Here is a 21,520-nt window from a genome sequence, read left to right on the forward strand (position 1 = left end):
GTATCAAACAAACAGCTGCCAAATTTTGAGCTCAGAAACATGATTTTGATTGCTAGCTTTTTCTGGCGACTAACGCCGTGTTAAGGGGTGAGACAACGCTACCGCCAAAGCGGATATGACCGCATTAATCACTTAAACCGATTTGAAGTGAAAATGCCACGCGTTGACGAATCCCTCTTAAACACTTTGTTATGTTTTACCACAACTGACTAACTCACATGGCAAAGAACTGAATTGCATAAAGAATTGTTTAACTTGCGTCACACGACTTTGTGGAATAAACCGACAAAAGCGATAAACACAAAGCGTGTCATTCCCAAGAATTGGATTGAGGCAACTTTGATGGTTTTCAGCGAGCGATAGCATCCCTTTCAAAACAGCAAAAGACAAAACTCGAATGGCCGAAAGCCCCGCTGCCGATTTGCTAATTGGGAAATATAACCGAAGCGACTTTAAGCCAGACTAATTTCAGCACGCAGACGCAATTTCAAATTGAAGCAACCCACGAACTTTGAAGCGTGATTATGTTTGAGGGATTCATGAACTTGGGCAGACAATATTGAATTGCTGAGGCAACTCGAACGAATGGCCAAAGAGACCAAAGAAATAAGCGCCAAGAAACCTTTTATTTCTTCTAAATCAAAGTGAAACATAACGCCCTGTTAAGGTGTGAGCAACGCAATGCCGAAGCTTCCGCACCCCACCTTAATCACTAAAACCAACGCATAGTGAAAATGCCACGCGTTGCGAATCACTCTTAAACAGTTTGTTATGTGAAAAATCACAGTAAGCACTTGATTTTTTTGAGAAAAGCCCTCATCTAGAGTTAGCTTCAAGTGAAGTCACGATCCATTTTAACCTTTTGGTTCGTGTTTCTTAATTAACAAAAAACCCAAGAAGTAATAATGACAAGTTTACTAAAAAGCATTCTAACCAACACCGTTTTCAAAACTAAACTACCTTCGCATTCTCGACTATGTATTAGCCAAATGGTATTTATCGCAGTCTTTGTAACAATGGCAGATTTATGCTCTTACTATATTATTAGTAACGATATGACTCTAAGCTCTTCCGTCCCTGATTGGACTGACTATCTGCTAAAACCGTTTGAAACAACGAAAGTTTATGCTCTGATGGCTCTTGCAGTCCTGATGTTCGTACTAAACGTTTTGTACGATAGGTTTCAGCATCAACAAACTCGAATTGCTACCATGTGTATCAACAAGATTCTAGGCTCATTTTCTCTATTTACAGGACTACTGGTCTTTAGCCGAATTATTTCGACTAATGTGCCTTTTTTAGAGGCAACCCCAGACCTCAACATCTATACGGTGATGTTTATTTTCATCAGCCACGTGCTACTGAAAATGGCTAACGAGATTTTCAAATAAATAGCTTGCAGCCTAGCCACATCCGATTGGCTAGGCTTTCCACATAACGCCGCGTTAAGTAGTGAGCAACACTACCACCCCAACCTAAACCGTGGCACCGTAAACACAAAACTCAACCAAAACAAAAATGCCACGCGTTGCGAATCCCTCTTGAACAGTTTGTTATGTGCGTTGCTCAAATTCATACTCTGTAAGACACCATTGCTTTGTGCTTGACCAACTGATTTCTATGAATGATGTTCTTAGGTCGCCGCTCAATAAAAGTTGCTTCATAAAATGGCTAGGTGAAATATAAGCTTTATCATCGTAAGCAAACACAAAACCCTGCTTATTGAGCCCAAGCATTATCTGTTTAGTTTCTTCTGATTCAAGCCCACTACTGAGATGAAGTTCATCAATACGACCATCTGTATCACCATCTCGGTTGTTCTTGCTTAACTTTATTGAGGTCTTATCTATGGCAACAACGTGCGCCGGAGGCACATCTCCTGATTGCCCAAACTCAACTTTGTAAGGAGGCTGTTTTATCATTTTATCTCCAAGCACATAACGCCTTGCTAAGGTGTGAGTAACGCAATACAAAAGCTACCGCACAGCGCCTTAAACACCATAAGCCACCGCAAAGTAAAAATGCCACGCGTTACGAATCACTCTTAAGCAATTTGTTAGTACATGCACCACTTCTATTTATGCGCTCCAAGATATTGAAAACTGGCATAATATGAAAGGCTTTGAACACTGAAGTGAGACGGGCAGCTACAAAACTTTATCTCCATTGAGAGACGAAAGTTGGCTAGAAGAAAAACGCACTGAACTTCCCTGTTTTTACCAGCTTCAAATTAGAAAAGGACTCTTTCCTCGTACTTCAACAGACACACCAAAAGTAATCAAGGTTCTCTCAAAAGCCACCACGAAAATGAAGACTCGCCAAAGAAATAGGCTAAGAGTTAGAAACCGTAAACGGTGAAATCAAAGCAAACACTCCGCATATAGTGCCACCGGAAAGAACGTGAAAGATACAAACTGAAAGGTGTAAAGACGAGCGCCAAAACAGATAAACATCAAAACTTATGACCTTTGATGTCAAGCCCGTACTAACGCCTTGTTAAGGGGTGAAGCACGCAACACCGATGCTACCGCATACCACCTTAATCACTTAAACCAACGCATAGTAAAAATGCCACGCGTGCTGAATCCCTCTTGAACAATTTGTTAGCATTCTTTGTTTATAGATTGCTGATTGCTATCTTTAGTACACGAATTTCAACTTTCTAATTTACCAAGATTGTCAGCCATAGAGTATGCGTCTGCTGTTTTCTTTATTGGCTCGATAACATTTTGAGTTTTGTTAGTAATAGAGTTAACTTCCCCAGTGTCATTCACTGCACCCATTACCCTTGTGCTATCTGATATCGTTGAGATTCTATCTATATTACGAGTTGCTTTCCCAACGTCAGCTAACCCGCCCAATATTGAAAATACAATTGCTATCGCACCACCGCCAACAAACCAGTTTTTCATGAGTTTCCCCTTTGAATGCTAACGCCGCATTAAGGTGTGAGCAACGCTACCACGAAACTAAACCTTACCACCGTAAACACAAAACCCAACGATGGAATGAAAAATGCCATGCGTTGGGAATCACTCTTAAATGCTTTGTTAGCTTAATATAGACTCAGGAGTGCTTTTTACTTTCTAGGCTTTTTACTCTTGCTTTGTACGCAAAATAAAAACCAACGAAGAAGAATGCATTCGTAGCCACGAGAGCCAATCCCGCAACCTCGGGTAAATTGTAGCCTGTTATCATTGAAAGAATATAGTACTGGGCACATGCAGCCATAACACACAAAGATAATGGACGAAGAAAAGTAGTACTCGGCGATAACTTTTCTTCAGAGAACATATACTGCATCAATAGCACATGCGAGAAATGAATTGTTGCCAATGACAATATCACTATTAGTATTAAAACTAGCATTACAAATCTTCCGGTTGAAGTAGACCTCTGCGAAGAAGCTCCTTCCGCGCATCTTTTGCATTTAAGTGTGTTTGATAAGCAATTACACTGACCATTACGACCAAGATTGCCGATGCTTTGCCTGCAACTTGTTTGGTCACTCCCAGTCTATTTGCAATCTGCGCAACTGGTGAGCTTGTAACTTGCTTTTTCAACTGAGTCGCAACCTCTTTGGAAGCACTTTTTACCCCTTGTTGCGCTGATGAAAGCAAAAATGCTGATATACCTGCTGCTGTGAGAGGGAGCGAGAAGTCTATGCCAAGACCTTTCAATATATTAGTCACATCCTTATTGGTATCAAAAAATTCTCTGAGCTCCCGATCAGAAAGTGACCATGAGAACCAGTATGGATTTGCAACCACTTGAGAAACTAAACCATATAGTGAAGCTTTCAACTGGCCATCGTTCAAAGCCAATATTAGCTTCAAAACTTCGGACTGTTTGTTCTTAGGTAACTCTCTATAAAGTACAATTCCTGTAATAATTGTAATTGCATTAGGCTCCTGTCTCATACGAGCTTCGTACTTTTCCATACCAATCAAATGCGTGTAGTACTTAACTGGATCTGCGGCAATTTTTGATTTGTGCACTCTCATAAAGCCTCCAATATAGATTTTGATAATGCTTGATACACTTATTGGAACTTGAGCACAAATATGCTTACTACTTTTTTGTTTAGTTTCACACAACATTGCAATTTATAAATAGCATAATTGCCTGACTACCTTGTTCATGAACTTAAATGTTAAGCTAACGCCCTGTTAAGGGGTGAGCAACGCAATACCGAAGTCACCGCACACCACCTTAATCACTTAAACCAACGCATAGTAAAAATGCCACGCGTTGCGAATCCCTCTTGAACAGTTTGTTATGTGCGTTGCTCAAATTCATACTCTGTAAGACACCATTGCTTTGTGCTTGACCAACTGATTTCTATGAATGATGTTCTTAGGTCGCCGCTCAATAAAAGTTGCTTCATAAAATGGCTAGGTGAAATATAAGCTTTATCATCGTAAGCAAACACAAAACCCTGCTTATTGAGCCCAAGCATTATCTGTTTAGTTTCTTCTGATTCAAGCCCACTACTGAGATGAAGTTCATCAATACGACCATCTGTATCACCATCTCGGTTGTTCTTGCTTAACTTTATTGAGGTCTTATCTATGGCAACAACGTGCGCCGGAGGCACATCTCCTGATTGCCCAAACTCAACTTTGTAAGGAGGCTGTTTTATCATTTTATCTCCAAGCACATAACGCCCTGTTAAGGTGTGAGCAACGCAATACCGAAGCTCCCGCATACCACCTTAAACACCAAACGCAACGCATAGTGAAAATGCCACGCGTTGCGAATCACTCTTGAACAGTTTGTTATGCGTAATTTTTGACGTACTTTGTCATTGCTGTTTCCGAGACTGACAAACCGTCGATTCTATATTGATCTTTGAACTCTCCAACAACATTGAACCCTGCCTTTAGGTAGAGGTTCTTTGCTGGGAAATTCTCTGATAATACACAAAGATCAAGCCAGTCAATTTCAGCTTTTTCTTGGCAGAAATTTATAACAGCATCAATGAGTCTTTGACCAAGACCTTGCTTCCGGCAAGAAACATCTACGCCCATACCTAATAGAACCCTGTGAGAACGGCTTCCATCACTGTGGTGGCGAAGATCAACATGACCTTTGATATTTCCAGAGGTGTCTTTTACAACCCAAAGTTTTCTCCAACCTAAGTCGCCAAACTGATGAGAAAAGCCTTGGATAAACTTATCTTTTGTTGTTTCAGGAATTTCACTTTGCTCTCTGGACATTGGCTGGAAAAGAGGAACTTCTCCATTGCCATTTTCAGACAGCTGATTTTCTAGATACACAAAGAATGAATCTAAATCCGATTTCTCCGCTTCTACTACTTCCATCTAATTCTCGGTACTCCATCAATTACGCATAACGCCTTGCTAAGGTGTGAGTAACGCAATACAAAAGCTACCGCACAGCGCCTTAATCACCATAAGCCGCCGCATAGTAAAAACGCCACGCGTTACGAATCACTCTTAAGCAATTTGTTAGTACATGCGCTACTTCTATTTATGCGCTCCAAGATATTGAAAACTGGCATGATATGAAAGGCTTTGAACACTGAAGTGAGACGGGCAGCTACAAAACTTAAAATCGATAGAGAGACGAGAGTTGGCTAGAAGAAAAACGTACTGAACTCACCTACTTTTACTGAGTTCAAATTAAAAAAGGATTCGTTCCTCGCACTTCGACAGCAACACCAAAGAAAGGCAATTTTGACTTAGTAAAAACCACGAAAAAGAAGAAGCAATAAAGAAATAGATTAAGAGTTAGAGACCGTAAACGATGAAGTCAAAGCGAACACTCCGCATATAGTGCCACCGGAAAGAACGTGAAAGGTACAAACTGAAAGGTGTAAAGGCGAGCGCCAAAACAGATAAACACCAAAACTTATGACCTTTGATGTCAAACCCGTACTAACGCCCAATTAAGGGGTGAACAACGCCTCCACCCAACCTAAAGCATTGTGCCATAAACACTAAATTTGAAGTAGAAGCAAAAGTGCCAAGCGTTGTGAATCCCTCTTAAATTGTTTGTTATGTTTTACCACTAGTGACTAACTTGCTTGAGAAAGAACTGATGATTAAGACCATTTTCTGAACTAAACTACAAGGCAGATACAAGCTTGGCCACCAAAGGCGACCAACCAAAAACAAGTATGAACACTTCCCTTCCAATGAGGCAACACGACAAACATCCAACAACTACCCTAGTCTCTTCTCACAACAGCGCCAAACAAGGGTGAGTTGCCGAGACAACTGCCAAGGTAGGATGCTGCTTGGGAAAGAACCTAAAAGCGACTTTAAGCCAGAAAAACTGAAACCTAGCCTGCTCGACCTGACAATGAAGCAACCCACGAACATTAGCATGTTTTACGGCCCAAGAAGTTCAAGAACTTAGACCGACAATACTGAGTTGCTGAGTCTACTAGGGACAACTTGCCAGAGGGACAAAGAACTTGAGCCAAAGACATTTAAACCTTTGAAATACAAGTAAACATAACGCCTTGTTAAGGTGTGAGGCACGCAATACCTAAGCTCCCGCATAACACCTTAACCACTAAAATCAACGCATAGTAAAAATGCCACGCGTGCCGAATCACTCTTGAACAATTTGTTATGTTTATTACCACCCGCCAGTACGTTACCGTAAATGAGCAGAACAGTTTTACCGGCTAAAAACTTAGCTTTTACCTGCTGCTAAAAAAGCAGAAAATCCCATAAAAACAAAGGATATGAAGAGTGACACCATAGAATATCGAATGACAGTAAACAACCAAGAGCTACTTTCAGGATACTTCGAGATATTTTCGCTACTTCTTACGTAATTAAAGAGAAGCGCACTAGAAAAAGGAACAAACAAAAAGTAGATCGCTTTATATCTACTCGGGTCTATTCTCTTCATCTGCAATCCGAGGGAAATACTACTCCCAAGGAGCACTATCATTGAAGATATGAGCACTAGAAAAGCCGCAAATGCTAGTAACGAATACACATCCATGAACTCTCTTTTCCCACAATAAGCATCTGAATATTAACTATAGTTTTCTACACGCGACTAAGAAACATAACGCCTTGTTAAGGTGTGAGGCACGCAATACCGAAGCTTCTGCATACCACCTTAACCACTAAAACCAACGCATAGTAAAAATGCCACGCGTGCCGAATCACTCTTGAACAATTTGTTATGTTGAGATGTTAAGCAATGCGTTCATGACTATCTAGCATCTTCACAGGCAACTGGTTTTCAACTAGAAAATGGTAAAATCTTAGATCTTCAATTAAGTCAGGAGTAGCTAGTTCAAAGTCTTGATAGGTCTGATTTTTGAAACGAAACCTTACCGTATGTTCAAACCTTTTGGTTTGCGCATACAAAATTTCATTAATATCAGCAGTATTTATACTTGTACCTAAAAGAGATAAACTATTACCATCAAGCACAGCTTCTAGCGACTGTTTCGGTTTGGATATTAAATACTCAGCCGCTAAAGATACAGCACAAAAAAATGCGATGTATCCTAATTGTGTTAAAAATGGAGCCTTAGATATCTCGACTAAGTAGTAAGCAAACATGCCACAAATTAATACTCTAGTGACAAAGCTATACATTAATTTAAAACTGACCAATTTACTTTGTTTCAATAAAGTTTTCATAACTCCCTTCTCAACATAACGCCCAGTTAAGGGGTGAAGCACGCAATGACTAAGCCTCTGCATAGCACTTCAACACAAAAACCAACGCAGACCAAAAATGCCACGCGTGCTGAATCCCTCTTAAACTGTTTGTTATAACTACGATTCCTCCGGAGTGCAATTTTCACAATGATCTTCTATCAAATAACCACTGCAAGAATCACAGGGCTCCATGTCAATAAAGCCTCCTTCCTGACAGTAGTAGCATTTACGCCACAAACAAACTCCGGCTTGGTTAGTTTCGTCGTAAACCAATGAAGGTGCTCCACACTCTGGGCAAATGTGGTATTCCGTGGATAATATATTGATGTCTGCGAGCTCATAATCACACGATATACAGTATGTATAAATTGGGTAAGATTCACCTTCATAAATTATAAAGTGATGATGTTCTTCGCAGGACGGGCACATTCCAATATAAAAACCATCTCCGATTTTTACGTTTAAAAACGAATTTTCAAACCTAAAGATCCGTTCATTGATTGTGTCTAGAGTTATCCCATTTTGCTCTACACTATAAGAGCCTGCTTGTACGATTTTAAACGCTGGCTTTATCACTTTTAAATAAAGCTCAATTAGGTTCTTTGTTAGGTCTTCAGGTGAAACTTCAATTGCAAAATGTTGGATTTTATTTCGTTCGATTGCAGACCTATCCAAGATTTTGATATTGCTATTTAAAAAAACTTCAGGATAGTGTTTTCGTAGTTCTTGACCAATACCACGAATATCAATTGACTTACATTTATACAATTCATCCATTGTAGGATTAAGTGGACTTGCACAATGCTTGAAAAGTGAGTTCTTATCAAAGATTGTAATTGGATCGATTAATACTAAAACTTCTTTGAGTATTAGCTCCGCTCCCTGAAACAAACACAATAACGCATGTTTATATGCACTATTACACTTATCATTTTCTGCTTTAGTTAGAAACTGTAAACCCTGCTCTATGGAGTCTAATGAGTTTTCTATCAATGTGAATTTAATCATAATTCCTACTAGTAGTTATAACGCCCTGCTAAGGGGTGAGCAACGCAATACAAAAGCCGCCGCAAACCACCTTAATCACTAAATTCAACGCATAGTAAAAATGCCACGCGTTGCGAATCCCTCTTGAGCAGTTTGTTAGTTTGCAAACCCAAAGCGTTGATTTTACGTTATTTTAAACTTTGCAAACAATAAGCTTTATGTGTTTTGATGCATTTAAGTCAGGCGTAGCCTCAAAGCGGCTACTCAATGAAACCACTTGGAACAAACAACGCCGCAGAAAACGAACTCACAACACCAAAAAGCGCTTTTGGAAAGCTAATCTCACAATTCGAGCTTTCAACAAAGTCACTGAAACCACGTGGAACTTGCCACACCAAAGAAAGCGTCACTTCAGCGAGTAGATCGGCTTTTATACCAGCAAACTCAACGAGCAGAGTCTCAGCAAAAAAGTTCAACTCAGTTAACCCAAAAGTCGCCGCACCAAAGAACAAATCAACCGTTGAAACGATACCAATTTTGAGTTTACACCACGCAAGTTAACACTGAAATTGAATGCCGATAAGACAATTTCGACTTTAAGCTTTTACCACTAGATCTTGCGATATAGGCGCGTTTTTCCTCTTGCAAACTAACGCCCTGTTAAGGGGTGAGCAACGCAATACTGAAGCCGCCGCACACCACCTTAATCACTTAAACCAACGCATAGTGAAAATGCCACGCGTTGCGAATCCCTCTTGAACAGTTTGTTATGTTTGTGCTGACGTCGCTAGACAAACTTATGGTTGTATAGAGGTAAAATGTTGATCACTGGTTCTTCGTAAGGGTGAATTGTTCGAATAGCATCAAGTGCAGCTTGAACTAAAGGCTCTTGGCATCTAACGTCAATTCTGACCTCTTCACCAAAGTTAATTTCACCCTTCTTGCCAGTAACAGGTTCCGAGCCTTCAGTTGGTCTCCAGAACCCTGAAATTTTTACGATAGAAATAACACTGTCATAGTCACCCACAACACCTGCACCAACTGAGTTAAGTGCATCACGGATAGCTACAACTTCTGTTTCAGGTGCATAGATTTCTAGCTTGAATTCCATCATTTTCTCCCAAAAAACATAACGCCGCGTTAAGTAGTGAGCAACACTACCACCCCAACCTAAACCGTGGCACCGTAAACACAAAACTCAACCAAAACAAAAATGCCACGCGTTGCGAATCTGCCTTAAACGCTTTGTTATGTGATTTTATGCACTATATTAATTTAAAAAAATGAGCAAAAAAGTCTGCTGAACCAAATAGTTGCACCAATGCCTTGTAAAATATTGGACTACAAGCCGTTGTCAGGAGAAAAATGTAGCCTAAAAGATACATCGGATACTTAGTCATCAGTGTTTTCCAATTTAAGTGCTCAGAAACAAGTGCCTTTACAACTAGCTTTGCTTGTTTGTTACCTTTTACTTCTTTGTTATCTTTTGCTTCTTTTCTTAACTTTTCGATTTCTTCTGGAAAATTATTTTTCCCTTGATGCCAGACATAACCAACAATCAAAACCGAAAAGCAGGCATTTAACCATGGGACATTAGTGCCTAAACAAGCAAGAGCTAATGTAAATGCTAATATACCGATTGCATTGTTTAAGAACCTAGCCCACTTTTTAAATTGCTTTTCCACAAGCTCTAAATATTCTTCACCTATTACGTATGCTGTCATCTTTACTCCATCACATAACGCCCTGTTAAGGTGTGAGCAACGCAATACCGAAGCTACCGCATACCACCTTAAACACTAAAACCAACGCATAGTAAAAATGCCACGCGTTGCGAATCACTCTTAAACAGTTTGTTAGCTTTACGCAAAGTCCAGCGAATAAGTAAATATGCCACATGATCTACACTTGAACTTGTAGATTGCAGGATTCCCACCTTTTTCATAGTAAGTGACTATTTGGTGCCACTCATTACTACCTATTAGCTGATCGTTTAGTAAAGCCTCTAATTCAGCGTCTTTTACCTGTAATAGATCAGACTTCTCTGCATCTCCATGAAATTCGCAAGCATCGCCACAGTGCGATAACCACACTTCTTGCTGCCATGAAATATAGCTTGGAGTTCTTTCACAAACTTCTTTTACCACAGACTTATCAAGTCCAGCTTTCATCAATGGATGTGGGTCAGCAAACTCTCCGTCGAATTTCTTCGCCGCCGAGCCATCAGAAATGCACCAAGGACAAATAGTTTCTACGTCATGTTCAGAGTAAATAGTAGAAGTTGCCCTGTAGCCACGACTAACACCACAACATTCACAATTTTCATCTGTAACTTCTACAGCACCCGTTTTTATAGGATCTGGATGATACTTAAATGTTGGTAATTCCATTGTACCTCCGAGTAAAGCTAACGCCGCATTAAGGTGTGAGTGGCGCTTGGCTATACTTGAGCGAAGCGAAACTGCCAAGCGTTGCGAATCACTCTTGAATGCTTTGTTATGTGCGTGCTAAACGGTAGCGCCTTACCGTACCCTCACTGTCATCTGTGTAGTTACCGAGGTATTCACCACCACAGTTTTCGATGACCTTTTGAGATGCGGGATTGTCAATTGAGCAAGTAACAATAACTGAATCAGTGACAACATGGTCTCGCACCCAAGCAAGCAGAAATGAGGCTACACCCTTACCACGAGCTGACGGTCTAGTTTCGTAGCCAATATGACCAATGACATTTTCTACGTTGGCATTAGTACCTTTGCGAACTCGGATTGCACCTAAAATTTCGGACTTCGATACACAGTAGTAAGTTGTGCTAGGTAAATATGCCTTTGGTAACTCGGAGATTGCCTTTGAACATTCGACCAAACCTGACAAATAAGCTGTCGGATCTTGCTCCACACCCGAATATTTTGGAATACCCGATTCTAGGCATTCTTTCGCATAACTCGCTAATATTGGGGCCAAATCAGGGTTGGCCTCTATCACTTCCATGTCAATTTCCTCATAAGCACATAACGCCCTGTTAAGGTGTGAGCAACGCAATACCGAAGCCCCCGCATACCACCTTAATCACTAAATTCAACGCATAGCAAAAATGCCACGCGTTGCGAATCACTCTTGAACAGCTTGTTATGTGCGTGGTTGAAACCTACTCTACACTTGGCTCCGGTAAAACTGGTGGTGTACTGTCCATATAAGTTAAAAAGTTTTCCCATAGCTCGTGCGTTCTTTGCTTAGTTAACTTAGTTTTGCACGATATCGCCATAACTCCACGAATAGTTCCATCACGCCATTGCGTATAAACCGAATCACAGTGAGAGGACATACATGCTTGCCAATCCTGTTGCGCAAGCTTAATTGCTGCGATCAGTTCTGGGTCATGAGAGTTATGCTCAAAGCTAGTGCTTAGATATTTGTCTAATTTAACTTGTGCTGACTCTAGTTCAATAGCATCACATTGGTTTATCTCGATTGTGGTCATCGCATTATTACAGTCAATGGACTCTTCTTCAGCAAGAGCACCAAATGAAAGACTAGATAATATGATGATTAGACACTTATTCATCGTTTTCTCCGAAAGCACATAACGCCTTGTTAAGGTGTGAGGCACGCAATACCAATGCTTCCGCAGAATACCTTAACCACTAAAGCCAACGCATAGTAAAAATGCCACGCGTGCCGAATCACTCTTAAACAGTTTGTTATGTTTATTTTCTTGGCCATGGGTTATCAGGTTCAACATGTATCATAGGCTTGTCATCAGAGCCCTTTCCCTGACTGCGCCCTTTACCACTAGGAGTACCCCGCCATAGACCCTTACCTGAATCATCACGCGAGACTTTACCTCGCCAAACACCGTCTTTATCGCTACCTTTCGTAGAGCCTTTACCTACGTCGTTACTTTCTTTTTTTGACATCTCAGATACCTTTTGGAACAAAGAAGCTTTCAGGTGGATATGCTTTGAGAACTTCATTGATACATTTTGTTTTTACTGCTTTTTTTTCAGTGCTTTCAGGAGACTTACTGACTAGAGTCGCTTGTTTTTCCATAATTTCATTGAACTTACCTTTGTGAGTTTCATTGTATTCCCTAGTCGTACTAATACTCACTTTTAGCTGCATCAACTCATATGATAACACTCGATATTCGCTAAGTACTTCTTCATATAGACGCACTCTTTTGGTTATACCTAAGATTGGTTTCGCAACAGATATAACCGCCGAAATGACCAAAAATACTTGCCAAAAAACACCACCCAAACCGTCACTCCACAAAGTTAAGCCAGCTATAGCAGATGTCGAGGCTGTTGCAGCAATAGTGAACTCCATTAAATTGTTAATTCGTACATACTTTTGGAGCCTGTATCCAAAGTATTTCTCATTCAACTTTGCTGTTCGTAGCAAGTCATATACTTCCCAAACGGGATGACTCTCTCTCAAGTTACCTCCTGTAAACATAACGCCCTGTTAAGGTGTGAGCAACGCAATACCAATGCTCCCGCATACCACCTTAAACACTAAAACCAACGCATAGTAAAAATGCCACGCGTTGCGAATCACTCTTGAACAGTTTGTTAGGCGACATTTCTACGTTTAACTTCTTTCTCATACGAAGATTCGTTGTATAACCAAATAGCACAAAATGCGAAAAACATCCCGATCGTGTAAATTGAGTAATTAAGAGCATTATCCGATAAGAAAATCGTAATGCTTGCCGCATCAGAAGACGGATATAGGAAAATAACATTAAAAATTATGTACAAAATGGCTGTGACGAAAGTTGTTCTGAAAAGCCAATTTAAACAGCCTTTCTTTCGCGATTTTTGCCAATTATCAAATGCTTTACCATTCATTAATCCACTCCTTTTCTATTAACTGAAGCTAGATTCACGCCAAGATACTATCACTACTCTATCGTTTATCTCATGTCGCCTAACGCCCTGTTAAGGTGTGAGCAACGCAATACTGAAGCTCCCGCATACCACCTTAAACACAGAACGCAACGCATAGCAAAAATGCCAAGCGTTGCGAATCACTCTTAAACAGATTGTTAACTGGCGTGTATCAGTAATCGTAACTCAGAGAGTCTGGGTTCATAACTTTCTCAATACCAGATTCCAACAAGCCTTTTTTCAGTGCTTTATGCACTAATAAAAAGCTCGGAATTTCTAGTAAATACTTACCGTTAACCTTAGTTTTAGCACACTCTTCCAATAGCTGTTCTCGCGATTGGTTAAATGGAAAACTGTGAGAACGATTGTAATTCCAGTTATTGCGTAATAATTTCTCTCGATGCTTAACCGCACGATGAATAACAGATAATAACCACCCATCTAACTCGGTTAATTGTTCAGTATCATTTACAAGCGGATAGAAACTCATTACGCCTTTAAAATAAATTCGTTTTGTACGACCTGATAGATAGTCCTTAATTTGCTTTTTACTCAATCCACCGTACATGTAACGACGAATTTGCATCATTGCACTAAGGAAGTTTTTGTCTTTGTCGTTTGCTGGAATCTCTTGACCTGCTAAAGATGACTGCTTCAATGGCTGAATCAAATTTCTATATAGAATATAAGAAATTTGCTTTTTAATTTTAAGGACTGACTTATCTTTGATAGAAACATTATCAACTGATAGGGTGTATCCTAAAAAGTCCAAACTACTTTTAGCTGATATCTCTGAAGGAAAATCCTCTTTGGTCAACAATGATATACCCTCCGATTTTGCAGCATTTATTTTTACTCCTGCATCATTCGAAAAACGATTTATCAAGCCAAACGCATTACATATTTTCGAGTAGTCGGGTGTCCAAACAATCGTGTCATCGGCATATCGAGAAAACTTAACCCCCTCTCTTTCTAGATCAGAGTCAAAATTCCAACATGTTAAATTGGCTAAAAATAAACTAATAGAAGTACCTTGAGGTATACCTACGGTTCTATCTTTCAGGAAAACCTTGATTACAAATCTTTCTTCTGGACTAATGAAAAAGCCATTTTGGTCAAACTGTTTAGTTAAATAGTCGTGCGAGATAGAACCAAAATAGTCAGAAAAGTCAAATTCAGCTAAAAAAGTACGCTCATTTCTCCGTAGGTCAACGGAGATGTCTTGAATCGCAAAATGAACATTTCGGTCATTTCTGTAAGCATAAGAAAACGAGCTAAATCTGTGTTTATTCTTTGCTAACAATCGATTAAAAAACAACTTCGATACTGCTGCATCAGGAATCTGGAAAATAGACACCTTTCGTTCCCCACCATCAGCTTTGGGAACGATTTTTATATGAGGAGCATTGGGGGTGTATGTTCTATCTTCGATTTTTCTCGCAATGGATCTTGCGATACTTTTATGCTTTTTTAATACATAGAAGGGATTAAATTTTTTATCGATAGACCAGTAATCTGGTTGATGAACAATCTTAGTGGGCGCTGAGTCACCGAGTCTTTTTTTGTTTCTCTCATGCTCCAAGTGCAAACGGTTGTGATATTCATGATATCTCTTGATTAGCTTTTTCGCTTCATCTTTAATCACACTTGCTAAATGTTTTTCTAAACTCATATATTCCTCATACAAAAAAGCCCGAGCGTTAGCTCGAGCCTTTCCACGGTATAAACCCAAGTAAAAGTAAGTTACCACTTGGTTGATGAAAATTTGACGTCTCACCCCCGTCAGTGTGAATTTCACAGCTGAAGATCAACCATTGCTGATTGATAGAAGGCAATACCGTTGTTTCCATGGGAAACTTATTGCGTAATATACACTAAACTTTATCTAAATCAATAGTTAATGTGTGGAAAGACAGTTAACGCCCTGTTAAGGTGTGAGCAACGCAATACCGAAGCTCCCGCATGCCACCTTAAACACCAAACGCAACGCATAGTAAAAATGCCACGCGTTGCGAATCACTCTTAAACAGTTTGTTAAATGTATAATAAACACCTAACCGTCAAGCTTCATAGAAGTCTTAGGCATCAGTTCAATAATTGAACGCCCTGCACCTGCTTGTGAGCTAGAGTTTTCATTTTTTATATAACCCGTGTCTTGCGGGGAGAAAATACAAGAAGCTGCGTGATTCAAAACTATGTCTTTAGTTTCTTCGGTTACCGCCGCATCAGTCAGGGCTTTATATGTCATTAATGCATTTTGTCTGTGTTTGTTAACAATTGCATTATGCTTATGTGATAAAAAGTTTTTAGCCGCTAGGAAAAGCAAGTACGCAATAACACCAAAGATTAGAACCTTACTTGTCATCAACTGCAAAGCTTGTAAGTTATCTTCGGGCTTAAACCATGCAAGCTTATGTATAAACAACGTACAAAAAGCATAAAAACCAAGTGCTATTGCTGCTTGGACTGTTTTAATTTTCCAATACTCAGCCGACTCTTCATGAGCTTCAGATTCATCCTTAAAATATATCGCCTGCTGTGAAACACCTTGTTCAGCAGCAACTTTACGTACATCAGCTAAAACATTTTCAGCTTGTTCTTGCTGAGCTGCAAGCTCACCAGTAATTCCTGTAGCTTCGTCTTTAACGTTTTGAAGCATTGCGCGAGCTTCATTTTCCATTCTTTGGAAGTCTACAGACTTACTAGTACCGTACGAAATGAATGGGAACAGTTTTTGAAATGTCTGATCATAAGCTGCAACCACTTGCTGCACGATTTGGTCTCGGGGCTGAGTTGGGTTTTGATTCTCTACAGTAGTAGGATCAAAATCCAAAGCTTGTTGAAAGCGATTAAAGTCTGCGTCAGCTATTTGCTTTATTTGAACAAGAATTCCATCAGGAAAGTCTTCCAGTGTCGACAAACCCAATTGATTATATAATCGAATTAGCTTAGACGCTGGGGCTACGATTGCTGAGAAATCAAAGTTTCTTCCTAAATCCTCCTCTCGCGCCAAGCTTTTTGCGTCAAAAGCCTGCATCCTCGCTAAAGATTCTTGTGTAACTTCCAACTGACTCATTTAATTACTCCATTGTAAAAATTATATATTTAACGCCCTGTTAAGGTGTGAGCAACGCAATGCCGAAGCTCCCGCGTAGCACCTTAAACACTAAACGCAACGCATAGCAAAAATGCCAAGCGTTGCGAATCACTCTTAAACAGTTTGTTATAAGAATTTATTCGAGCCACTCAACCAACTGGTGCACACCAATAAAGTCAGCACAAGCCTGCTCTAGACCAACTTCAGGATTCTCAGCATTAGCCTTAAACCTAGCCCATTCATGCTCATTTTTTGCTCTCAAGCCAAGGTGAGCTTCAATAGCCCCTAACTTCCAAAGCCAGATATTCCTCGCTTGCAGTTTATTGTGAAGAGAATTTATCGCATCATGGCTTCGTACATCTTGAGCCATCACTGCACAATGTTTTGCATTGGGCAAGTCACCGCGCATCTCAATAACATTGTCATCATGTAAGCTTCGCAACAGATCCCTCAAAACTACTAAGTCCTCATCATCTTGCTCAATGTAGTTGTTATGTATTGCGCCTTTGAAAACATAATCTAAGTCAACAATAGCTTTCGAAGGAAGATCCATTTCATGCAATATGCTCATCGTTTTGCCGATATTATCTACAGAGCCAGTTTCGATGAGTGCTGCGTTATTTTGACCGAGAGTTTTCCCTTTGAGCTGTTTGTACAAGAATGGGAGCAATCTTAGCTCTGTCTTTCCCTCGGTGAGAACAACTTCATTTGCAAATAAGATCTGTGTTGATTGACTTAAAGCGAACAAGTGGCCTGCTTGTGCTTCTGCATTTGGAACAGCTCTTTCCAAGGCATCTCTCAAAGGTGTTCTGATGTGTGTTCCTTGAACATGAGTTTTGCGAACGAATAAAGTATGCTGAGCGCGCTCAGCAGTAATCATTTGAGCCGAGTGAGTGCTAAAAAGTACTTGATATCCATTTTGCGACAACACATGTAGAGCTTCACGGACTTGTTCTATAGCAAAAGGGTGTAAATACAATTCTGGTTCATCTATCAACAACAGCGTTGTTGTTGGTGATTCAGCATTCTTCTTGATTTCAGCGAGGTGTTGTATGAGTGCCATCTGCACCGAACGTTGAGCACCATGACCATAAGAAGTAACGTCTCTTCCTTCAGCATCGTTTTCATACACCTTCACTGTACCTGCATTGAAAATTTCATTAAAGTCGGGAACATCAAAGTGAAGTTTTAAACTAATACCAGGAAATAGACTCTCTACCTTTTCGTTTATTGAATCATCAATTTCCGCCAATTCATCCAAGCGCCGATTTCCGTCTGCACCCATTCTGCGGCTAATTGCATTTAAGTGCCTGTTAACAACAGAAGCATGGTTTTCTGCTAATGAGGTACTGAGTTCTTTTAATAACTTCCCAATAGTAGAAGTACTTTTTGCCTTTCCCGCATCTTCAGCGGCATTCTCCATAGCTCCAACCTTAATAGGCTCTGGAAACAAAGATTTGATAGCATTCCAAATACCTCTTGGGTTTCGAGCATATTGCCCTCTTTCGAAATTGAAAACTTCGAGATTAATTTCTGTTTTTTTGGTTGCATTAGCCGGCTGAGTTCTTTTTATTCTAACCACACCATTTTCGATATATGGTCTAAGTGGTTCTCGATGCTCCTCATTTAGACGTTGCAGTACATCTTCGGTGACGCCAACAACGTCACCTTCAATAATAATAGGTAGATTGACATCATTGTAATCACTTTCAGCTAACAGTTTATCTTTTACCAGCCACTCCAGAGCACTAAGAATGTTCGATTTACCAACATTGTTGTAACCGACTAAAGGAGTGTATGGCGTCAAAACTACTGTCAATTCTTTACAAGATTTGTAATTCTGAATTTCTATTTTTTTTATATAGTGTGACATATTATTACCTTACCAACTGAATTCTTATAACGCCTTGTTAAGGTGTGAGGCGCGCAATACCGAAGCTTCCGCATACCACCTTAACCACTAAAACCAACGCATAGTAAAAATGCCACGCGTGCCGAATCACTCTTGAACAATTTGTTATGTACGTGCTAAAGGTACACTACTGACTCCACATTGTTGCCCTCAGGGTCAATCAAAAACGCAGCGTAGTAGTTTGGAGCATAGTGTTTTCGTAAACCAGGCTTACCGTTGCATTTACCACCTAAAGATAACCCCGCTTGATGAAACGCAGAAACTTGTAATTTGTTTGATGCAGAAAAAGAAATATGGCACTTAGAATTACTGACGCCTTTTTCAATTAGAAACCTTACATTTGGCTCGCTCGAAAGCCCAAAGCCAGCAGCATTTTCATCTGACCACTTGAGTTCAATACCCAATGGCTCTAGCACATTCTTGTAAAACACACGACATTCTTCGAATGCAACTACCTTAATTTCAAAATGATCTATCACTCTCAATCCTTTAGAGTTGGTTACAATTTTCCTTAAAGTACATAACGCCCAATTAAGGTGTGAGGCACGCAATACGATGCTCCCGCATACCACCTTAATCACTAAAACCAACGCATAGTAAAAATGCCACGCGTGCCGAATCACTCTTAAATTGTTTGTTAGTTGCCCATCTCAAAGCCTAGTGCTAACATTTGTACACACACCAACAAAGGAATATATCATGGACACTAGAATTCAATTTCGTGTTGATGAAGAAACAAAACGCCTAGCTCAACAAATGGCTGAGAGCCAAGGTCGAACTCTAAGTGATGCTTGCCGTGAACTTACTGAGCAACTCGCTGAACAACAAAGAAAAACATTATCTCACGATGCATGGCTAACTGAACAAGTAAACCTAGCATTTGAGAAGTTTGACTCAGGAAAATCTGTTTTCGTTGAGCACCAAACGGCTAAGTCTCGAATGGAAGAGCGCAAAGCCAGAATCCGTAATCGAGGTAAGCAATGATTTTATGGGAAGAAGAGTCACTTAATGATCGTGAAAAGATCTTCGAGTTTCTCTATGACTTCAATCCTGATGCGGCAGAAAAAACTGACAACCTCATTGAAGCAAAAGTAGAAAACTTGCTTGAACAACCTTTAATGGGTGTGCAACGAGATGGCATCCGCGGACGATTACTCATCATTCCTGAGATTTCGATGATTGTCTCTTACTGGATTGAGGGCGATATCATCCGAGTTATGCGTGTACTACACCAGAAACAAAAATTCCCTACGGATTGATTGCTTCCTCTGGGGAACTAACGCTTTCTATACGGCGATTTGCCGTTTTTCTGGCAGACTATCGCCTTCTTTCTTATCAAAAGCGCTATCAATCGTAGCACTTATATATATGAAACAAATAGAAAAACAGTATGAATATGTGTGGTAGCGCGCGCAATTAGGCGGCGCACAGCACGCTAATTTCAAAAGTGGTGATACATTAACGGAGCTGTATAAATAAACAGGTTAATTTATCATGAAAAGTCAGTTTTTACTTAGTGTAAAAGAGCACATGCTTACTCGTCATTATGCGAATAAAACTATCGAAAGTTATCTATTTTGGATAAAACGTTTTATCACTTTTCACCAGCTCGCCCACCCATCAACACTAGCAGAAGATGATGTCATTCAATTTCTGAGTTACTTAGCGGTAGAAGAAAAAGTTGCGGTAAAAACGCAAGCTTTGGCGCTGAACTCAATATCATTTTTATATCGTGATTATTTTAAAACCCCACTATCACTTGATATGAGATTTCAGAAATCCTTGACCGAAAAGAAACTTCCCGTTGTGTTAACCAGGGAGGAGATCCGAAGATTCGTTCAACATATCGACCCGAGGTATAAACTCCATATTCAGCTGCTTTATGGCTCAGGGCTTCGAGTCATGGAGTGTTTGCGCTTAAGAGTTCAGGACATCGATTATGATTATGGCGCAGTTCGTGTTTGGCAAGGAAAAGGAGGTAAAAATCGTACCGTAACGTTAGCAAAAGAGCTACATGAGCCGCTTAAAGCTCAGGTTAATTTAGCAAGAGATTACTATTTTAAAGATAGACACATGCCTGGTTATGCGGGGGGATACATCTCTGAAGGTTTACGACGTAAATACCCAAAAGCGGAGCTAGATTTTAACTGGCACTTTTTGTTTCCATCAACAAAGTTAAGCGCAGATCGAGACACTGGTGAACTCAGAAGGCATCATATCAATGAAAGCGCAATACAAAGAGCGGTAAAGCGCGCGGCAAGCGACGCAAGTATTGAGAAAACTGTAACTTGCCACACACTAAGACACAGTTTTGCCACGCATTTATTGGAATCTGGCGCAGACATTAGAACTGTTCAGGAACAATTAGGGCATACTGATGTAAAAACCACGCAAATCTATACTCACGTTATCGAGCGCGGGGCTGGCGGTGTGTTGAGTCCATTATCCAGCCTTTAGAAAAACAAAGCCACCTCGAAAGGTGGCTTTGTTTTATAACTCTTTATTGACGAACACCGAGTTTCACATTGCCTTTTGAATCAAACCAAAGTGCTTGCGAACGGCGACGTCCTATTAGTATCGGACCATCGTCATAAAAGAGAAAGTTCTTCCAGTGCTTTTTAAAAATAGACCATTTCGTTTCGATGACATTGTACTTCTCGTAGCAAAAGTAAACGGTTACATCGTCTTGCCAATCGATATGTGCCTCAGCTTCCGCTGGCATGTCAGGATCATCCGACTCCCACGCAGCCATCCAATCCACAGTTTCAGACCAATTCGCCTCATTCATTGGCCAGTCTTGGGAACTAAGTCTATCCATATCAGGGCTTTGAGCACTGATATTTTCTTTCCAAAATTGTGCTGAGCGAGCTTGGCTCATCGGCTTAATAAAAGCCAAATCTTCTTCTGGCACAGGCATCGACTGATGCGTAAAAATCCATTTTCTTTGGTATTCGTCCAAAGGCAAATAAGACAT

At 40.2% G+C, this 21,520-nt stretch carries 24 protein-coding genes; 4 read left to right on the forward strand and 20 right to left on the reverse strand.

The window, feature by feature from the left end; translation table 11 throughout:
• Positions 1-905 precede the first annotated feature (905 nt).
• Positions 906-1,391 (forward strand): hypothetical protein, encoded by a 486-nt coding sequence (locus R7E38_RS17800; RefSeq protein ID WP_213911436.1) that lies wholly within the window; start codon positions 906-908, stop codon positions 1,389-1,391.
• A gap of 162 nt (positions 1,392-1,553) precedes the next feature.
• On the opposite strand, the gene R7E38_RS17805 is transcribed toward R7E38_RS17800, so the two are convergent.
• The 19 genes from R7E38_RS17805 to R7E38_RS17900 all read right to left on the reverse strand — a co-directional run bounded on the left by R7E38_RS17805 (position 1,554) and on the right by R7E38_RS17900 (position 19,025).
• Positions 1,554-1,922, reverse strand: a complete 369-nt coding sequence (locus R7E38_RS17805; RefSeq protein ID WP_005448139.1) for a hypothetical protein — start codon at positions 1,920-1,922, stop codon at positions 1,554-1,556.
• Positions 1,923-2,654: 732 nt separating this feature from the next.
• The gene (locus R7E38_RS17810; protein ID WP_262664695.1) at positions 2,655-2,912 is read right to left on the reverse strand and encodes a hypothetical protein; all 258 of its coding nucleotides are present in this window, start codon (positions 2,910-2,912) and stop codon (positions 2,655-2,657) included.
• Positions 2,913-3,368: 456 nt separating this feature from the next.
• A complete protein-coding gene (locus R7E38_RS17815) occupies positions 3,369-4,004 on the reverse strand; it encodes a hypothetical protein (RefSeq protein WP_151514891.1) in 636 nt (211 codons plus the stop codon).
• Between the two features lie 272 nt (positions 4,005-4,276).
• Positions 4,277-4,645: a hypothetical protein gene (locus R7E38_RS17820; RefSeq protein ID WP_005448139.1), complete on the reverse strand. Its 369-nt coding sequence runs from the start codon at positions 4,643-4,645 to the stop codon at positions 4,277-4,279.
• A gap of 133 nt (positions 4,646-4,778) precedes the next feature.
• Complete coding sequence (locus R7E38_RS17825; RefSeq protein WP_054579716.1) at positions 4,779-5,324, reverse strand: GNAT family N-acetyltransferase; 546 nt, start codon at positions 5,322-5,324, stop codon at positions 4,779-4,781.
• Between the two features lie 1,857 nt (positions 5,325-7,181).
• Positions 7,182-7,637 carry a hypothetical protein gene (locus R7E38_RS17830; protein ID WP_213904223.1) on the reverse strand — a complete coding sequence of 152 codons (456 nt, stop codon included), beginning with the start codon at positions 7,635-7,637 and terminating at the stop codon, positions 7,182-7,184.
• Between the two features lie 138 nt (positions 7,638-7,775).
• Positions 7,776-8,666 (reverse strand): formate dehydrogenase accessory protein FdhE, encoded by an 891-nt coding sequence (locus tag R7E38_RS17840; RefSeq protein WP_262664696.1) that lies wholly within the window; start codon positions 8,664-8,666, stop codon positions 7,776-7,778.
• 239 nt (positions 8,667-8,905) lie between these two features.
• Entirely contained in the window at positions 8,906-9,121 is a 216-nt protein-coding gene (locus R7E38_RS17845; RefSeq protein WP_225492337.1) for a hypothetical protein, read from the reverse strand.
• Between the two features lie 311 nt (positions 9,122-9,432).
• A complete protein-coding gene (locus R7E38_RS17850) occupies positions 9,433-9,759 on the reverse strand; it encodes a hypothetical protein (protein WP_237282401.1) in 327 nt (108 codons plus the stop codon).
• A gap of 151 nt (positions 9,760-9,910) precedes the next feature.
• Positions 9,911-10,369 (reverse strand): hypothetical protein, encoded by a 459-nt coding sequence (locus R7E38_RS17855; protein WP_318081950.1) that lies wholly within the window; start codon positions 10,367-10,369, stop codon positions 9,911-9,913.
• A gap of 138 nt (positions 10,370-10,507) precedes the next feature.
• Positions 10,508-11,035, reverse strand: coding sequence for a CbrC family protein (locus R7E38_RS17860; RefSeq protein WP_069218774.1), 528 nt, complete (start codon positions 11,033-11,035; stop codon positions 10,508-10,510).
• Positions 11,036-11,141: 106 nt separating this feature from the next.
• On the reverse strand, positions 11,142-11,636 hold the full coding sequence (locus tag R7E38_RS17865) for a GNAT family N-acetyltransferase (protein WP_318081952.1): 495 nt from the start codon (positions 11,634-11,636) through the stop codon (positions 11,142-11,144).
• A gap of 157 nt (positions 11,637-11,793) precedes the next feature.
• Positions 11,794-12,210, reverse strand: coding sequence for a lysozyme inhibitor LprI family protein (locus R7E38_RS17870; protein WP_318081954.1), 417 nt, complete (start codon positions 12,208-12,210; stop codon positions 11,794-11,796).
• A 142-nt stretch (positions 12,211-12,352) separates the two neighbouring features.
• Positions 12,353-12,562, reverse strand: coding sequence for a hypothetical protein (locus R7E38_RS17875; protein WP_318081955.1), 210 nt, complete (start codon positions 12,560-12,562; stop codon positions 12,353-12,355).
• 1 nt (position 12,563) lies between these two features.
• The gene (locus R7E38_RS17880; RefSeq protein WP_318081956.1) at positions 12,564-13,085 is read right to left on the reverse strand and encodes a hypothetical protein; all 522 of its coding nucleotides are present in this window, start codon (positions 13,083-13,085) and stop codon (positions 12,564-12,566) included.
• Positions 13,086-13,709: 624 nt separating this feature from the next.
• Positions 13,710-15,209, reverse strand: a complete 1,500-nt coding sequence (locus R7E38_RS17885; RefSeq protein ID WP_226084328.1) for a reverse transcriptase domain-containing protein — start codon at positions 15,207-15,209, stop codon at positions 13,710-13,712.
• Between the two features lie 381 nt (positions 15,210-15,590).
• The gene (locus tag R7E38_RS17890) at positions 15,591-16,613 is read right to left on the reverse strand and encodes a hypothetical protein (RefSeq protein WP_053812407.1); all 1,023 of its coding nucleotides are present in this window, start codon (positions 16,611-16,613) and stop codon (positions 15,591-15,593) included.
• A 157-nt stretch (positions 16,614-16,770) separates the two neighbouring features.
• Entirely contained in the window at positions 16,771-18,507 is a 1,737-nt protein-coding gene (locus R7E38_RS17895) for an ATP-dependent nuclease (RefSeq protein ID WP_226083554.1), read from the reverse strand.
• Positions 18,508-18,662: 155 nt separating this feature from the next.
• Complete coding sequence (locus tag R7E38_RS17900) at positions 18,663-19,025, reverse strand: VOC family protein (protein WP_226083557.1); 363 nt, start codon at positions 19,023-19,025, stop codon at positions 18,663-18,665.
• Positions 19,026-19,245: 220 nt separating this feature from the next.
• Between R7E38_RS17900 and R7E38_RS17905 the strand changes: the two genes are divergently transcribed.
• The 3 genes from R7E38_RS17905 (at position 19,246) to R7E38_RS17915 (ending at position 21,003) form a co-directional block, all read left to right on the forward strand.
• Positions 19,246-19,530, forward strand: a complete 285-nt coding sequence (locus tag R7E38_RS17905; protein WP_005398409.1) for a type II toxin-antitoxin system RelB/DinJ family antitoxin — start codon at positions 19,246-19,248, stop codon at positions 19,528-19,530.
• Entirely contained in the window at positions 19,527-19,805 is a 279-nt protein-coding gene (locus R7E38_RS17910) for a type II toxin-antitoxin system mRNA interferase toxin, RelE/StbE family (protein ID WP_017035198.1), read from the forward strand. The genes R7E38_RS17905 and R7E38_RS17910 overlap by 4 nt, the downstream gene beginning before the upstream one ends.
• A gap of 235 nt (positions 19,806-20,040) precedes the next feature.
• The gene (locus tag R7E38_RS17915; RefSeq protein WP_226083559.1) at positions 20,041-21,003 is read left to right on the forward strand and encodes an integron integrase; all 963 of its coding nucleotides are present in this window, start codon (positions 20,041-20,043) and stop codon (positions 21,001-21,003) included.
• A 43-nt stretch (positions 21,004-21,046) separates the two neighbouring features.
• Here the strand turns inward: R7E38_RS17915 and R7E38_RS17920 are convergent, their stop codons facing one another.
• Complete coding sequence (locus R7E38_RS17920) at positions 21,047-21,520, reverse strand: DUF2947 domain-containing protein (RefSeq protein ID WP_017636094.1); 474 nt, start codon at positions 21,518-21,520, stop codon at positions 21,047-21,049.

Source organism: Vibrio sp. Vb2131 (genome assembly GCF_033338535.1).
GTDB lineage: Bacteria > Pseudomonadota > Gammaproteobacteria > Enterobacterales > Vibrionaceae > Vibrio > Vibrio alginolyticus.

Coding starts and splice junctions, on each gene's coding strand:
- R7E38_RS17875 (WP_318081955.1), bottom strand. CDS start 12,562: ATGTCAAAAAAAGAAAGTAACGACGTAGGTAAAGGCTCTACGAAAGGT.
- R7E38_RS17905 (WP_005398409.1), top strand. CDS start 19,246: ATGGACACTAGAATTCAATTTCGTGTTGATGAAGAAACAAAACGCCTA.
- R7E38_RS17895 (WP_226083554.1), bottom strand. CDS start 18,507: ATGTCACACTATATAAAAAAAATAGAAATTCAGAATTACAAATCTTGT.
- R7E38_RS17860 (WP_069218774.1), bottom strand. CDS start 11,035: ATGGAATTACCAACATTTAAGTATCATCCAGATCCTATAAAAACGGGT.
- R7E38_RS17915 (WP_226083559.1), top strand. CDS start 20,041: ATGAAAAGTCAGTTTTTACTTAGTGTAAAAGAGCACATGCTTACTCGT.
- R7E38_RS17865 (WP_318081952.1), bottom strand. CDS start 11,636: ATGGAAGTGATAGAGGCCAACCCTGATTTGGCCCCAATATTAGCGAGT.
- R7E38_RS17825 (WP_054579716.1), bottom strand. CDS start 5,324: ATGGAAGTAGTAGAAGCGGAGAAATCGGATTTAGATTCATTCTTTGTG.
- R7E38_RS17910 (WP_017035198.1), top strand. CDS start 19,527: ATGATTTTATGGGAAGAAGAGTCACTTAATGATCGTGAAAAGATCTTC.
- R7E38_RS17840 (WP_262664696.1), bottom strand. CDS start 8,666: ATGATTAAATTCACATTGATAGAAAACTCATTAGACTCCATAGAGCAG.
- R7E38_RS17820 (WP_005448139.1), bottom strand. CDS start 4,645: ATGATAAAACAGCCTCCTTACAAAGTTGAGTTTGGGCAATCAGGAGAT.
- R7E38_RS17815 (WP_151514891.1), bottom strand. CDS start 4,004: ATGAGAGTGCACAAATCAAAAATTGCCGCAGATCCAGTTAAGTACTAC.
- R7E38_RS17805 (WP_005448139.1), bottom strand. CDS start 1,922: ATGATAAAACAGCCTCCTTACAAAGTTGAGTTTGGGCAATCAGGAGAT.
- R7E38_RS17890 (WP_053812407.1), bottom strand. CDS start 16,613: ATGAGTCAGTTGGAAGTTACACAAGAATCTTTAGCGAGGATGCAGGCT.
- R7E38_RS17920 (WP_017636094.1), bottom strand. CDS start 21,520: ATGTCTTATTTGCCTTTGGACGAATACCAAAGAAAATGGATTTTTACG.
- R7E38_RS17855 (WP_318081950.1), bottom strand. CDS start 10,369: ATGACAGCATACGTAATAGGTGAAGAATATTTAGAGCTTGTGGAAAAG.
- R7E38_RS17850 (WP_237282401.1), bottom strand. CDS start 9,759: ATGATGGAATTCAAGCTAGAAATCTATGCACCTGAAACAGAAGTTGTA.
- R7E38_RS17870 (WP_318081954.1), bottom strand. CDS start 12,210: ATGAATAAGTGTCTAATCATCATATTATCTAGTCTTTCATTTGGTGCT.
- R7E38_RS17830 (WP_213904223.1), bottom strand. CDS start 7,637: ATGAAAACTTTATTGAAACAAAGTAAATTGGTCAGTTTTAAATTAATG.
- R7E38_RS17885 (WP_226084328.1), bottom strand. CDS start 15,209: ATGAGTTTAGAAAAACATTTAGCAAGTGTGATTAAAGATGAAGCGAAA.
- R7E38_RS17810 (WP_262664695.1), bottom strand. CDS start 2,912: ATGAAAAACTGGTTTGTTGGCGGTGGTGCGATAGCAATTGTATTTTCA.
- R7E38_RS17800 (WP_213911436.1), top strand. CDS start 906: ATGACAAGTTTACTAAAAAGCATTCTAACCAACACCGTTTTCAAAACT.